The organism is Tumidithrix elongata BACA0141, from assembly GCF_036349135.1.
Classification (GTDB): domain Bacteria; phylum Cyanobacteriota; class Cyanobacteriia; order Pseudanabaenales; family Pseudanabaenaceae; genus Tumidithrix; species Tumidithrix elongata.
The window spans coordinates 47,815-62,659 of the sequence record NZ_JAZBJZ010000008.1; the positions used below are offsets into that span (position 1 = coordinate 47,815).

General features: G+C 44.8%; 12 protein-coding genes. 5 read left to right on the forward strand and 7 right to left on the reverse strand.

Features of this window, described 5'->3' with window-relative positions; all coding sequences use genetic code 11:
- Window positions 1-98 precede the first annotated feature (98 nt).
- The 3 genes from V2H45_RS03620 to V2H45_RS03630 all read left to right on the forward strand — a co-directional run bounded on the left by V2H45_RS03620 (window position 99) and on the right by V2H45_RS03630 (window position 2,452).
- Window positions 99-395 (forward strand): HU family DNA-binding protein, encoded by a 297-nt coding sequence (locus V2H45_RS03620; RefSeq protein WP_330482252.1) that lies wholly within the window; start codon window positions 99-101, stop codon window positions 393-395.
- 99 nt (window positions 396-494) lie between these two features.
- Window positions 495-1,559 (forward strand): Get3/ArsA fold putative tail anchor-mediating ATPase NosAFP, encoded by a 1,065-nt coding sequence (locus V2H45_RS03625; RefSeq protein ID WP_330482253.1) that lies wholly within the window; start codon window positions 495-497, stop codon window positions 1,557-1,559.
- A gap of 338 nt (window positions 1,560-1,897) precedes the next feature.
- Complete coding sequence (locus tag V2H45_RS03630) at window positions 1,898-2,452, forward strand: RNA 2'-phosphotransferase (RefSeq protein ID WP_330482254.1); 555 nt, start codon at window positions 1,898-1,900, stop codon at window positions 2,450-2,452.
- A gap of 62 nt (window positions 2,453-2,514) precedes the next feature.
- On the opposite strand, the gene V2H45_RS03635 is transcribed toward V2H45_RS03630, so the two are convergent.
- From V2H45_RS03635 to V2H45_RS03660, 6 genes are all read right to left on the reverse strand, one after another.
- Window positions 2,515-3,738, reverse strand: a complete 1,224-nt coding sequence (locus V2H45_RS03635; RefSeq protein WP_330482255.1) for a heavy metal-binding domain-containing protein — start codon at window positions 3,736-3,738, stop codon at window positions 2,515-2,517.
- A 90-nt stretch (window positions 3,739-3,828) separates the two neighbouring features.
- Window positions 3,829-4,164, reverse strand: a complete 336-nt coding sequence (locus V2H45_RS03640) for a DUF5615 family PIN-like protein (RefSeq protein WP_330482256.1) — start codon at window positions 4,162-4,164, stop codon at window positions 3,829-3,831.
- Complete coding sequence (locus tag V2H45_RS03645) at window positions 4,157-4,471, reverse strand: DUF433 domain-containing protein (protein WP_330482257.1); 315 nt, start codon at window positions 4,469-4,471, stop codon at window positions 4,157-4,159. The genes V2H45_RS03640 and V2H45_RS03645 overlap by 8 nt, the downstream gene beginning before the upstream one ends.
- Before the next feature lie 92 nt (window positions 4,472-4,563).
- Window positions 4,564-5,448 carry an indole-3-glycerol phosphate synthase TrpC gene (trpC, locus tag V2H45_RS03650; RefSeq protein WP_330482258.1) on the reverse strand — a complete coding sequence of 295 codons (885 nt, stop codon included), beginning with the start codon at window positions 5,446-5,448 and terminating at the stop codon, window positions 4,564-4,566.
- 184 nt (window positions 5,449-5,632) lie between these two features.
- Window positions 5,633-5,917 (reverse strand): YggT family protein, encoded by a 285-nt coding sequence (locus V2H45_RS03655; RefSeq protein WP_330482259.1) that lies wholly within the window; start codon window positions 5,915-5,917, stop codon window positions 5,633-5,635.
- A gap of 43 nt (window positions 5,918-5,960) precedes the next feature.
- A complete protein-coding gene (locus V2H45_RS03660; RefSeq protein WP_330482260.1) occupies window positions 5,961-6,143 on the reverse strand; it encodes a hypothetical protein in 183 nt (60 codons plus the stop codon).
- 280 nt (window positions 6,144-6,423) lie between these two features.
- Here V2H45_RS03660 and clpB point away from each other — a divergent pair, with 280 nt between their 5' ends.
- Window positions 6,424-9,012, forward strand: a complete 2,589-nt coding sequence (gene clpB, locus V2H45_RS03665; protein ID WP_330482261.1) for an ATP-dependent chaperone ClpB — start codon at window positions 6,424-6,426, stop codon at window positions 9,010-9,012.
- Between the two features lie 38 nt (window positions 9,013-9,050).
- Entirely contained in the window at window positions 9,051-9,308 is a 258-nt protein-coding gene (grxC, locus tag V2H45_RS03670; RefSeq protein ID WP_330482262.1) for a glutaredoxin 3, read from the forward strand.
- A 95-nt stretch (window positions 9,309-9,403) separates the two neighbouring features.
- On the opposite strand, the gene V2H45_RS03675 is transcribed toward grxC, so the two are convergent.
- A complete protein-coding gene (locus tag V2H45_RS03675; RefSeq protein ID WP_330482263.1) occupies window positions 9,404-14,125 on the reverse strand; it encodes a pentapeptide repeat-containing protein in 4,722 nt (1,573 codons plus the stop codon).
- Between the last annotated feature and the right edge of the window lie 720 nt (window positions 14,126-14,845).

Consider the following 14,845-nt stretch of genomic DNA (forward strand, 5'->3'; position numbering starts at 1 on the left):
ATCCGCGTTGCTGCGACTTTGTACGGGCAACGTGGGTCAGTAAAATTTATGCTTGGAAACCACCTAACCTCACTGATTCCTTCTTGAGGAGTTGTAGCATGGCCGATCTAAATCGTCAGGATATCATTCGTGGCATGATGGCTGAGGTCGATGGACTCAGCCACAATATGGCTTCTGCGAGTTTAGAAGCGGCACTAACTTGTATCTCGCGTGCGCTCTCGCAGCAACAATCGATTATGCTCAGCGACTTTGGCAAGTTTGGGGTGCGCGATCGCCCCTCTAGGCAAGGAAGACATCCTCGCACCCACGATCCGATTACCATTGCAGCGGTAAAAGTGCCTTACTTTACGCCTAGCCCCATTCTCAGAAAAAAAGTGAATCATCAGGACAGTTAGCGGTTAGCAAGTGGCTAGAATGATTTTAGAGATTGACACCGAAAACTGACCTCTTTAAAAAGCTAAGAGCTAAAAACTGAAAGCTAAAAGCCAAACAACATGAGCCAAATTTTGACGTTTTTAGGTAAAGGTGGCGTAGGTAAGACAACCACTGCGATCGCGATCGCTAAGGCTTTTGCCAGTCAAGGAAAACAGGTGCTCTTGGTGGGGCAACAGGCAGGTCCTGGTCTCAGTCAAATGCTAGAAACAGAGCTATCCTGCGATCCACAGCAGGTGAGTTCGGGGTTATCGGCAGTGCATTTGCAGTCCACGACATTGCTCGAACGGTACTGGGAAAAAATGAAGGGCTTAGAGAGTCAGTTTCTGCGCACGCCTTTTTTTAAGGAGGTCTATGGGCAGGAGTTGGGAATTCTACCCGGAATGGATGCGGCTCTGGGCTTGAGCTTTTTGCGCGAGCGCGATGCTGAAGGGAAATATGATGCGATCGTCTATGACGGTATCGGCGATCTGATTACCTTGCGCATGTTGGGAATGCCTGAAATTTTGGGTTGGTATCTACGCCGATTTCGGCAGGTGCTCACGGGTTCGGCATTGGGACAGGCACTCTCGCCATTTGTCGAACCAATTTTACGCAGTATTTTGCAGGTCTCCTCTACGGATGACATCACGCAACAAGCTGGCGAGATGAATAATGTTTTGACTAAGGGGCTAAAGGCAGTCAACGATCCAAATCGCGTGGCGGCTTACTTGGTAACGACTGCCGATCCGATCGCGATCGCGACAGCAAAATATCTCTGGGGCAGTGCCCAACAAGTTGGTTTGACCGTAGGTGGCGTATTTGCGCGATCGGAAATTAGCGATCGGGAATTTTCACCGCTACCCGTACATGTAATTCCCGATCGCCCAGTCGAATTGGTAATTCCTAGCCACATGGCTGCTGACCTTGCTCCCGTTCCTGTAGCGATCGATATTGCCACTAAGCAAGTAAAGCTGTTTTTACCGACATTTGATAAGCGACAAGTAAAATTAATTCAATCGGGCCCTGAGGTGACAATCGAAGCAGGCGATCAAAGACGAAATATATTTCTGCCAACTGAACTCGCAGGCAAACAAGCAACAGGCGCAAAGTTTCAAGATAGCTATTTAATCGTTTCCTTTGCGTGAGTTCCTTGCGACTTACGACTAGGAAAAATTGCGATCGCAAAGTGTAGGATAAAGGCAAAGGGGCTTAGCTACAAATGGATTGCACTTCCAATTCATTCGCATCTGTGCAGGTGAATTACCCATCTATCAGCTATTTCTCTCTCTGTCCTTTATCGAACCTGAACCTTCTATCCAAATTTTCAAGGTTCTCAAAGCGATCTGCAAGTTGTGATGGGCTGGAGATGTCTTTAATATTCGCAACTTAATTTTTGAAAGGAATGCAACTAAGCGCAGAGCCTAAACCCCGATCTGTCGAAAATTGAAGAGCAGTTGATATTAATTTAGATTGAATGGATATCATGAAAAATAATCGCATTACCACAATTAGTAAGTTCCTCAGCAAATATTTGCGGCATCAGCCCGAGCAACTCGGCTTGCAATTGGATGTTGGAGGATGGGTAAAAGTGGAAGATCTTCTCAATGCTAGTGCAAAGCATAACTTTCCCATTAGCCCCTCTGAATTGGAAGAAGTTGTTGCCACAAACGAGAAAAAACGCTTTTCCTTCGATTCCACAGGTATGTTAATTCGTGCCAACCAAGGGCATAGTGTAGAAGTAGATTTACAGCTAGAGCCTGTTCGACCGCCCGATCGCTTGTATCACGGTACGGCTGAAAAGAGTGTGGAAGCAATTATGCAGTCGGGGTTGCAGAAAATGTCTCGACATCACGTGCATTTGTCCAGCGAGAGATCGACTGCCAAAGCCGTTGGGCAGAGACATGGCAAACCTGTTATCTTTTCGGTCGATGCGGCATCAATGCATAAAGATGGCTATCTCTTTTACTGTTCTGCAAATCAGGTCTGGCTAGTGGAGTGCGTTCCACCTGAATATTTGCAAAAAATTGATAACACTTGAGAATTCTCTAATCCCAACTTGCTTGAGAGTTATTGCGGGTGGGTATATCGATGCAAGTCGATTTAACGATGAAGGATGAATCTGAAGAAAAGAAAGATCAAATAGATTGCGAAAAAGGCAAAGCTGGCAAACAAGGCGATCGAACCCGACAGATTATTTGCCTGATTGAGTGCCGCGACGGTAGAGCCATCAGCCGTATTAATAAACGTGTCGCGATCGCGAATAATTGCTTGAGGGAGTAGAGTTTCAGATTGCGTCTTGACCTCTGGCATTTTTTTCACGGCTGTCCCGATCGCTAAAAACTCGATCGTGCCGCCACCTAGGTTATAGACATAGGTTTTGATCCCCACCACTTCATCCGCATGGCAGCGCCGCGCATCTTCAGCAATGTACTTTAAGGCTTCTTCTCTGGCTTCGTAGATTAGGGTCGTGAGTTCGCGAATTTCCCCGCGCACAAACGATTTAAAGAATGAAGTAACGCCCCCAACAAATCCCAATGAATAGACTGAAACCCCTAAAACCAATTGCACAGGCATATAGCCTTGATTCACCAAGTTCCACATTTCTTCATTGGTCAAATCGCTGGTAATCGGATTTTGATAAAAGCTCTTAGGTAGAGCGGGATGCTCTGACGCAGTGCCAATCATCACCATTTCTTGCAATCCTGCAAAGGGAAGAATCGATGTATTGATTCCCAATACGGCATTGGCCTCTACCTGTCTCGCTTCCGTTTTAATGCGCTGCAGTGCCAAATGTCGCGTCTCATTAAATACTCTAGAGTATTCTTTGACTTCACCCCGTTTCAAACTTCTCAAGCCCCCGAGCAAGCCCCCACCGACACCGATCGAGTAGGCAACATTGCCAAATACGAACTGCTTGGGGGTAAAGCCTGCATCCATCTGACAATAAAGCGCCTGTCCGTCAGATGAGGTAGAGAATTCCAAGTGTTCGGTTTTGGCTCCTTCCTGATGCACGCAGGAGCCGATCGCTAGAAACTCAACATTGCCGCTATGCAGGACGAGTTCGTTAGAAACCCCTGTGATGCCGATGCCCCCATGCCGTTTTGCCTCTGCTAACAGTCGCGTATAGGCTCGTTGTCGTCCTTCGTGAATGATGCGCGTAATTTGAGAGACTTCGCCACCAAATAGAGTTTTTAGACCCGATGCGATACTACCAATCACACCGAGTGAAATTACGCTATTGCCAATCACTAGATCCCCTGGGGTCAAGTTCTTTTGGCGCAGACAAAAAATTTCGTTACCTGATAAACCTGTAATAATTGCCATGACCCCAACCTCACTAGAAAACTCACATTCCCAGAATTTAAATTCCCAATTTTTATCCTCGCAATAATTTTGATTTTTTAGAGATACTCTTTACAAATATTCCAGATGTCCAACCATTTCATCCGTCGTTAATAACTCCCAAATCAAAACGAGTCCTTGAATAATTTGTCCTATAGATTTAGTCTGCTGAGGACAATAAACAATACCTAAATGATTGGCAGTTAGCTGGTTCATGCGCAAAAAATCAGTGTCTTGCGTAAAAATTACTCTCCCCATCGAACGGGCGAACTCTAACTGGATTTCATCGGAAGCAGAAATTAGTCCTTGCTCTGGAGTAGTAGTGACATCAATGCCTCTAGCACGAAGCCCACTTGCGATCGCATTACTGACATTCTCATCCAAATGAAACTTAATCTCTCTAGCCACGAATACGACTCAGCTTTTGCTGAACTAAAGAAGGATGTTTAGACTTAATTTCCCTAGCAAACATCTCATCACTTTCGATATCTTTCCTAATTTCTTCAACATGATCGTAATAGTAAGCCAATGCAGCATGAACATCAGCTAGCGTGATGCTGGGATAGTGATAAACAATTTCATCGGGAGACATTCCCATGCGCTCATAACAGATCGCGATATTTTGCACCGTAATCCGATGTCCAGCAATGCGAGGTCTACCCCCACAAGTTCCTGCTGTAATTTCGATGTGGTTACTGATTACTGCTGCTGTCATGAAAGATTTTCTCTATTTTTCAAAGACGAATAAATGTTGGGATCTTAATACTCTAACAAAATGACAAATTGCGTGGATTTGTACGACTGAGGCTAGTTTCCTAGTAAAAGTTGGACGGCTTGCTCAATGTCGGGTTGCTTCACCAAGGATTCACCAATGAGTACCGCACCGCAACCGCAGTTGGCAACAAAGGCTAAATCTTGACGGGTGTACAAGCCTGACTCGCTTACCCAGAGATAGGTTTGTTTGACTTGCTCATTTAAAGCATCCAACAAAATCTGCGTTTGGGCTAAATCGACCGTAAAGTCTTCAAGATTGCGATTATTGATCCCGATCGTGTCCACATTCGGCATCCTTAATACTCGTTCTAATTCAGACTGCGTATGCACTTCCACCAAGGTTGTCATGCCTAAGCCATGCGCGATCACCTGTAGATCGATTAAATCGCGATCGCTGAGAATTGCCGCAATTAGCAACACGGCATCGGCTCCATGCAGTCTTGCCCAATAGATCTGATAGGGATCGATGATGAATTCTTTGCAAAGTAAGGGCAGGTCAACCGCCGCCCGCGCCAACTGTAAATTTTCAAAGCCACCCTGAAAAAACTCCCGATCGCATAGCACCGAGAGACAGCTTGCCCCACCGCGTGCGTATGCCTGCGCGATCGCGGCGGGATCGAAGTCTGGGCGCAGGATCCCCCGACTTGGCGAGGCTTTTTTGACTTCGGCAATCAGTGCGGGGCGATCGGCTTGCCGATTGTTTTGCAGGGCTGCCCGAAAGTCGCGTGGTTTTGGCAGATTCTCTAACTTCGCGATCAGAGCCTCTAAGGGGAGCTGGTCATACATCTGGGCAACTTCTCGTTCCTTTTGCCAGACAATTTTTTCTAAAATATTATGGGGCTTAGCGCTGGGATTGGCGATCGGATAATCCTTGCCTTGCTCTGTTCCCTGCATTATCGAACGGCGACGAACTTGCATAAATTGATACTTGCGAACTGATTGATTATCTGCGATAAGCAAAAGTTTAGATCCCCCCTTAATAAGGGGGGAGAATTGCTCTTGTCCCCCTTATTAAGGGGGATGCCCGATAGGGCAGGGGGATCAAACTTCTTGGATAAATGAGATGTATATACAGGTAGCCTTTGCAAGAGCAGGGTATTCACTAATTTATCATGGTCAAAATACCTTGCTGCCCCAGCAAAATTTCGCGCAAAAAGCTAAAAATGCCGACGCTAATGATGGGAGAAATATCGATCCCACCGATGGGGGGCACGAGTTTGCGTAAAAGGATGAGTAAGGGTTCTGTGGGGATCGCAATCAGGTTAAAGGGAAATTTATCTAAGGGAACCTGTGGATACCAAGTGATCACAATCCGAAAAACATAGAAGAGAATCAGCAAACCTAAAAGAATATTTAATCCCAGCGTGCTAAGTTCGAGTGCGTCCACAGCAAAATAACCAATAAAGCGACTAGACCATAATACTAAATAGCTAATCAGAATTTTGGAACAAACTCAAAACTGGGACACAAGCACCAATACAAGACGCGATCGCTGCAACCCCCCCAAAAATATGTGGAAATTGAAAGAATCTGACCAATTCATCAGATGCGGCTGGAAGCGTAAGCAACAATACACAAGAGACTCCCAGACGAATTACTACTTGGTTAACCATATATAAACCTTGAACTCGACAGGACACCTAGTCCTAAAGTCTCTCGAAGCAGGGTCAAACCCCATCTATCTTGAGATATATTTACCGGTACTAGATTCGTTAACATTGACTAAGATTAACTAAGAAAACCTAAGATTAGATTAGCTATCGTAGCAGACAAAGTATAAATACCTAGCTATAGTAAGGCTGTATTCTATAATGCGTCATCTGTACAATGAGCGATCGATGCTACAGATTTTTTTAATCTCAAATACTCCCATAATTTGCCTGACAACTTGTAATGCAGCCTACAGACCCCAATAAATTCACAGAAAAAGCTTGGGAAGCGATCGTCAAGTCTCAAGACGTTGCCCGCCGCGCTCAGCATCAGCAGCTAGAAGTAGAACATTTGCTGATTTCTTTACTCGAGCAAAATGGGTTAGCAACAACGATCTTGACCTCCGTCTCTGTGCCCGTGGCAAGATTGCAAAGACAAGTTGAAGATTTTTTGCGTCAACAGCCCAGAGTTGCCAGTCCCGACCAACTTTATCTGGGACGCAACCTCGAAGTTTGGCTCGATCGCGCCGATGAGTCTCGTAAAACCTTTGAAGATGAATTTATTTCGATCGAACATCTTGTGATTGGCTTGTTAGATGACGATCGCATCGGCAGGCGCTTATTTCGCAACCTCAATCTCGATCGCAAGCAATTAGAAGCCTCTATCCGCAAAATACGCGGTAACCAGACCGTTTCCGATCAGAACCCCGAAGCCAAATATGCAGCTCTAGAGAAATACGGTCGCGATCTGACCGCTCAGGCAAAGGATGGCAAACTCGATCCCGTGATCGGACGCGATGACGAAATTCGACGGGTGATTCAAGTCCTGTCGCGGCGCACCAAGAATAATCCCGTACTGATTGGCGAACCGGGCGTAGGTAAAACGGCGATCGCGGAAGGATTAGCCCAACGCATTATTCGCGGCGATGTTCCAGAGTCGCTCAAAGGTAGAACTCTGATCAGCCTCGACATGGGTTCGTTAATTGCAGGAGCAAAGTATCGAGGTGAGTTTGAAGATCGGCTCAAGGCAGTGTTAAAAGAAGTTCTGACTTCAGACGGACAGATCGTTCTATTTATCGATGAATTGCACACGGTCGTGGGTGCGGGAGCGACACAGGGATCGATGGATGCGGGCAACCTACTCAAACCGATGCTGGCACGGGGAGAATTGCGTTGTATTGGCGCGACCACCCTCGATGAATATCGCAAGTATATTGAGAAAGACGCGGCTTTGGAACGTCGTTTCCAACAGGTATTTGTCGATCAGCCTAGTGTCGAGGATACGATCTCGATCCTACGCGGTTTAAAAGAACGCTACGAGGTGCATCATGGGGTCAAAATTGCTGACTCGGCGCTAGTTGCGGCTTCCGTGCTTTCCAATCGTTACATCTCCGATCGCTTTTTGCCTGACAAAGCGATCGATTTGGTCGATGAAGCGGCGGCAAAGCTCAAAATGGAAATCACTTCTAAACCTGAAGAATTGGATGAGATCGAACGCCGCCTCATGCAGTTAGAGATTGAAATGGTGTCTCTGCAAAACGAACAAAATAAGGCTTCTCAAGAGCGTCTCGGTCGCATCAAAAAAGAAGTTACCGACCTTACCGAAAAGCAATTTGAGTTTAGTACGCGCTGGCAACTGGAAAAAGACACGATTGAGAATCTTCAGATCCTCAAGGAGCAGATCGACCAAACCAAGCTCCAGATCGAGCAAGCCGAACGAGAATTTAACCTCAATCGCGCTGCCGAACTCAAGTATGGCAAACTCACCGATTTGGAAAAGCAACTTGATGATGCCGAATTGGAACTAGGGAAAGCACGGGCAGATGGTTCTCCCCTATTTCGCGAACAGGTGGTAGAAGATGATATTGCCGAAATTGTGGCGCGTTGGACGGGGATTCCCGTCAAGAGTCTGTTGGAATCGGAACGTCAGAAATTGCTGAAGTTGGAAGTTCACCTGCACGAACGCGTAGTCGGACAGGATGAGGCAGTAATTTCAGTGGCCTCGGCTATTCGCCGTGCCAGAGCGGGGATGAAAGACCCTAATCGTCCCATTGGTTCTTTTCTGTTTCTTGGTCCTACGGGTGTGGGTAAAACGGAACTGGCTCGTGCCTTGGCTGAGTTTATGTTTGATACCGATGCGGCGATGGTACGCATTGATATGTCGGAATATATGGAAAAACATTCCATTTCTCGACTGATAGGCGCACCGCCTGGGTATGTGGGCTATGAGGAAGGCGGTCAATTCTCGGAAGCCGTGCGTCGCCATCCTTACTCCGTCGTTCTGTTTGACGAAGTCGAAAAAGCGCACCCCGATGTGTTTAATATTCTGTTGCAAGTTCTAGATGATGGGCGGATTACCGATAGCCAAGGACGATTGGTCGATTGCAAAAATACAGTGATCGTGATGACCAGTAATATTGGTAGCGATCACATTCTCGATATTGCCGATGATGATTCTAAATATGAGGAAATGCGGCGGCGGGTGATGGATGCCCTGCGATCGAGTTTCCGTCCAGAGTTTCTCAATCGCATTGATGAGACGGTAATTTTCCATGCTTTAAGTCGGAAAGAAATTCGCTCGATCGCTGGTTTGCAAATCAAACGCATCGAAGAACGCCTTGCCGAACAAAAAATTCGCTTGCAACTGACCCCCGAAGCTCAAGATTACATTGCGGCGGTTGGCTATGACCCTACCTACGGTGCCAGACCGCTCAAGCGTGCGATTCAGCGAGAAATCGAGAATCCGATCGCGACCAAAATTCTCGAAGGCACGTTTGCGTCGGGTCACACGATCGCGATTAGTCTTGAGGATGATAAGCTTGTGTTTCAGTAGATTATTTAGTTTGTTATCTTTTCAAAGGCTCTCTCCATATGGCAAAGGTTGAAATTTATACTTGGCGGTTCTGTCCTTTTTGCATCCGTGCCAAACGGCTGTTAGATAAAAAAGAAGTGGAATATATTGAGTATGCGATCGATGGCGATGAAGCTGCCCGCGATGCCATGGTTGCCAGAGGTTCGGATGGTCTACGTTCTGTCCCCCAAATTTTCATCAACGATCGCCATATTGGTGGCTGTGATGCCATTCACGATTTAGACGCCAGCGGTCAACTCGACCCTTTACTTGCTTAGATCGTACAGGTATCAAAAAGCCAAGAACTTAAGCTCTTGGCTTTTGAGCAGCATCGATGAAAAGACACTACAACGGATAAAATTGATTTTTCGATCTACTGGAATTTACAGGGCCCCTTGCTACCATTGGGACAGGTTGTCTCCTCATTGGTTTGAGGCTGCTTGTCGGGATCGATTTTAACGTCTGTAAGGTCTACCCCTTTTAAATTTGCTCCGCTCAAGTTTGCTCCATTAAGCGTTGCACCAGTTAGATTTGCACTAGTTAAATTGGCGCTGGTTAAGTCTGCCCAAGACAGTTTTGCCTCGGTTAAGTTCGCGCTCTTTAAGTTTGCCGAATTTAAGTTGAACCCTGAAAGATTTAACCCAGATAGGTTGCGACCTGCCTTAGGTTCATTCACAATTTGCCACATCAATAGATCTTTAGACTCGAACTTTGTTCTATCTGCTCCTTTTCCTATCTTTGTCTCCGCTAAGCTGGCTCCTTCAAGATTGGCACCAAGAAAATTAGAGCGGGTTAGATCGGCTCCATGCAAATCAGCGAAAGGAAGTTGAGCATTTTTGAGGTTAGAAGCGACGATACTGGCTTTGATCAATCTAGCCCCTTTGAGATTAGCTTTGGTGAATGTAACGCTATCAAGATTTGCCTCTACGAGATTTGCGCCTTTGAGACTTGCCCCTTCTAAATTAGCTCCCGAAAGGTTAGCCTTACTAAAGTTGACATCATCTAGTTTAACTTCTTTAAAGTTTGCCCCTGAAAAATCTCGACCACTAACATCTTTGAGCCATTGCATTTTTAACGCCAACTCAATAATCGGTCTTTGTAAAAACAAAAAGCCCACATAGAAGATTCCGATCGCACCCAATCCAATCACAGGAAGTTTTAGGTATTTCTGCCAAAGGGTCTCAAAATCAACAGTGGGAACTTTTACTTTTACTTTTGCTTTAGGGGCTTTACCTTCAGGAATATCTTCCGCAAAGCTTGGCACAGGTCTTTGAGATGGTAATGCACCACTACTATCACCTCTGGAAGCAAATTGAGTCGAACGGGTATTTCCTCCAAAACCAGACATCGTGGGTTGCGGAGCACGCCTCACGGATTCTCTTGTATCTATATTACTGGCATTGGTGTCAAACCGACTTCTAGTAGTTTCGGCCGCAGGCTTAATGCCGGAAATTTGTGTGTTCATATCTAACAAGCCTGTCCAATCGTCGTCGCCACCACCCAAGGTAAAATTATCTAGCTCATCAAGGCTGGGCAGTGATAAACCCTTGGGCTTTTTACGTCCTTGACTGTGCCCATCTGAAACTTGAGTTTGAGAATTTGGAGGTTGTCCATAAGGATTGGGACTTTGTGGAGGTTGCCGCTTAGGAGGCAAGCTATTGGGGTTTAAGTTTGTAGCTCGATTGCGATCGCTTGAAAAACTAGTAGAACTGAATGTACTATCAGTCATTTGTCCATCAGAGTCTAACAGCCCAGACCATTCTTCTTCAACATCAAAGGGAAGCGGTGGCTGGGGAGGTACTGCTTTTGGTACATTAGGACTTGCAGAACTGAAAGCATCTGGTCGCGAAAAGTTAGATGGAGGCTTGGCTGGAGCTTTGGGTGGAGACTTACGGCTAGGAAGCGGTGGCAAAGGCATAGGCATCGGTGCCCTATAGGGCTCATCTTCGCTACGATCGAGATTGGATTGTGAAAGAGACGAAGATAGCGTAGGGTCAAAATCACGATCGGTCATTGCAGTGTTTGGTGATAGATGCTGATTCATAAAGTCACTGTCAACATTATCAAGATCGAAATCATCGAGGAAATCACTTTTTGAAGTGTCTATAAATGTTGACATCAGATCGCTATCGTCATCGGAAGTTTGAGCAGTTGCTTGAGAGGCGATTACAGGTGGAGCAGGAATAAGTGTTGGGCTTGGTACGTAGGGAGCTTCTACTGGAGGTGGAGCTACTGGACTTTTAGGAATTGCTTGACTGACTGGGTCTGCGCCTAATTGACTAACTGCTTGACGCAAATCAGCTAAATCATCAAATTCCCGATCTAGTTCGCTTAATACTGTGGATTCTAAACCTGAGTGTTCGATAAAGGCAGTGTCAATGTCTACATCATTAAATGGTGAATCTTCAAACCCTAAATCGTTAAAAGAAGAATTTTCAGTGTCAATAGCATCTAGATCGTTAATAACCTCAGTAATGTCTTGAGGTAACATCGCAGTTAAATCTGAATTTATATCTAGGTCATTATTGCGATCGATTTCTGCTTCAAAGGGATCGTTTTCTTCAAAAGCATCATTTGAAACACTTGAATTGAACTCAAAACCTGAGGGAGAATCATTATAAGATCCCGTTTCAAACTCAAATCTCTGCTGAGTTTGTTGGGGTTGAGCATTAAATCCTGAATCATTGAAAGACTCGATTCCAACTTCAAACCCATCTTCAAAGTCTAGACTTGGATCGACATTAGAAACCGATTGAGGATTGAGACTAAGCTCCTCTATACTTGTTGGATCTGTATCTGTAAAGTAGGTTGTAGGTTCTAGATCTCCTAAGCTGTTAAAATCGTCTGCCTCCATATTCCAGTTCGTATCGGCATCGGAATAGTCAAGAGCCCGCTCTGAATATTCCGATACAGCGAAGTTTTCATACTGTGATTCCTGCCCTGCCGCACTCTGAAGATTAAACGCATCATCTCTATGTCCTGAAGTGTCAGCAATAAACTCCTCAAGCTCTTGTTCGAGTTGAGCACCAAGATCGAGATATTCGGAGTCAACGTCACTTGTGAGATCTACTTGGGGAGCGAATGCTTCTTGTTCGTAGGCGCTTGCCTCAAGTTCATAGGTGCTAGCTTCTTGTTCGTAGGTACTAGCCTCAAGTTCGTAGGTACTAGCCTCAAGTTCATAGGTGCTAGCTTCTTGTTCGTAGGTACTAGCCTCAAGTTTATAGGCATCATCCATACCAGATAAAGCCACATCTGCTGAGGCGAAACCTTGATCCCATGTAGCAAAGTCATCCATTTGATCGGGGATTAAATCGAAAGACTCTAGGTCGGGAGAATCAGTTTGAGCTTCAAGACTAGGTGAACCTGCCCAATCATCATCCATCTCAGATGAAACAGGAGATCCTTGATCCCATGTAGCGAAATCATCCATTTGATCGGGGATTAAATCGAGAGACTCTAGATCGGGAGAATTGGTTTGAGTTTCCAGACTAGGTGAACCTGCCCAATCATCATCCATGCTAGGTGAGACAAGGTCTACTGAAGAAGCTCCTTGCTCCCATGTGAAGTCACCACTTATGCTTCCATCAAGGTTCTCATCTATGGTTTCAGGATTAGATTCAATACTAGAAGGGCTGAGCCAATCATCAGGTGATTCAAGATCGGTAGTGAGATTGGAAGCGGAATCGAAGGCTTCGTCAAACACTTGATTTAGTGCGCCACCAGAGAATCGATCGAGTAATTCATCAGATTCTGGTAAGACGATTTCTCCGTCTAGAGAATATAGGTCAGCGTTAACATCAGAATACAAGTCGGCATTGACTTCAGCTTCTGGAGTTGATGATTGCTCCGCTTCAAAGCTGGTAGAAACGATTCTAGCGATCGCAGCAGGCTCTTGCTCAAACTCTAGCTCGAAGTCCACATCACCAAAATCCTCACTCAAATCATCCAATGGGTCGAGCAAAGCGTCAGATATGGTTTCACTACTTACATTTTCACTACTTACATTTTCTAGAGGATTCAGCGCTTCTGATTCACCAAATTCATCGCCGTTCTCTTCACTTAGGCTTGCTTGAGGATCTGGATCGAAATTAAGATCGATATCTAGATCGATTCCTTCATCAAGTCCTTCTAAATCAAAGGAAGCGGATTCAGGAACAACTTCATCACTGACAACTTCATCACTGATAATTTCATCATTGAGGTCTCCTGAGAAATTAAGATCGCCTAGGCTGTCTTGAAGATCTCGATCGAAATTAAGATCGAGATCTAAATCAAGATTTTCGACTTCTTCCTCCTCGCTAGATTCAAGGCTGAGATCGTCGCCAAAATCAAAGTTTTCAGACTGTGCTGAAATGTCACTACCAAGATTTTCTGAAAGATTCCATTCATTCCCTTCACTTAAATCCAGATCGAGACTATTAGATGACCAATTGTCATCTGTATCAAGGTTCATTGCTCCTAACTCGCCTTCTAAATCTAGATCGGAGGTTCCATCATCTATGGATAATCCTTCTAGATCTAGATCGAAGTTTTGATCTTCCATAGATAAGTCTAGGCTCTCAAGTCCTAGATCTTTTTGAGCCAGTATACCTTCTAAAAGTTCAGGTAAGGTATCATCAGGTTCACTAGTGTCAGACAATGAAAAGTCTAGGGATTCATTTTGGGGCGATTCGGAAGCTATGCTTTGTTGATTTCTGAATTTAAAGTCCGTATCGTCCATACGAGTTTTTAAATCAGTAACAATTAGCCAATCGATATCTCCTACATTAGAAGATTTAGGATCGGATCGAGTTGTACCCGCTGACGAATCGCTACCAGTTGTTTTGTAGGCGGTAATTCCTGTAACTGGTTCGTCCAGACCTATAGATTGCAGCCAATCGATATCTTCTTGGTCGTCTGATAGGATCTCGTTTAAGCTCTGAATGGCATCATTTGATTGATTTTTCCCCTGATCGTTAATAGAGGAATTTGTTTTCGAGCCGAGGTCTGACAGGATCAGCCAATCGATTTCTTCTGCCCCGCCGCTTCCTGCTGTGTTTTGGCTGGGATCGTTTGACCCTCTTCCTTGATTGGTTTTGTTTTTATCTAGTGGCATGAGTCAATCCTTCAGCGTGATTGTTACAGGAGTTAGCTGCACGAGATTCTACCGTCTAAACCTTGAATTTCACTGCAACTTTTATCAGTTTTTCCTAGGTTTTATCTAACCAGTAACTTTTAAGATAAGCATAATATCAGGTATTAGAATATTGGCAATCCAAGGTTTAGTTTGTAAACGTTACCAAGTGCCTAGTTTTAAGTCAGTGGGAAAATTGAAACCCTACAAAAAGTGCAGTAAGACCCTTGCTCCAAGTAGTAAGTAGTAAAAGCTATTGCACAATAAATTGCGTCTTTATATATATTACATGGATCTTTTTTATGAAACTAGTTTTTAAGGGTTGCGTACCTTGAGCAGTTTGCACTAACGACTTGAATCATGAATGTACTACAAATGCCCTTGCAGACGCGATCTGTCTGAAAGCCACTTGTGGTCAAATGTTTAAAATTGTATCGAAAATGAGATTGTTAGTTATTACGCCATTTTCAAAATAGCTGTAGGGCTATTATTTAAAAAGACTAGACTCCGTAAGGAACTCAAGTTTAAATCCATGGCAAATTTGATTAACTTTACTGCCAAAATCTCAAGCCTCAACGCGATCGCTCTGTAGACAGGAGTAATTAAAAAATAAAGAGCGAGAATCTGCTGATTTCCGCTCCTGTTCTTCAGTTTAATTGCATTGAATTAGTAACTCAAAATTTTAGAGTTATAGATAAAATC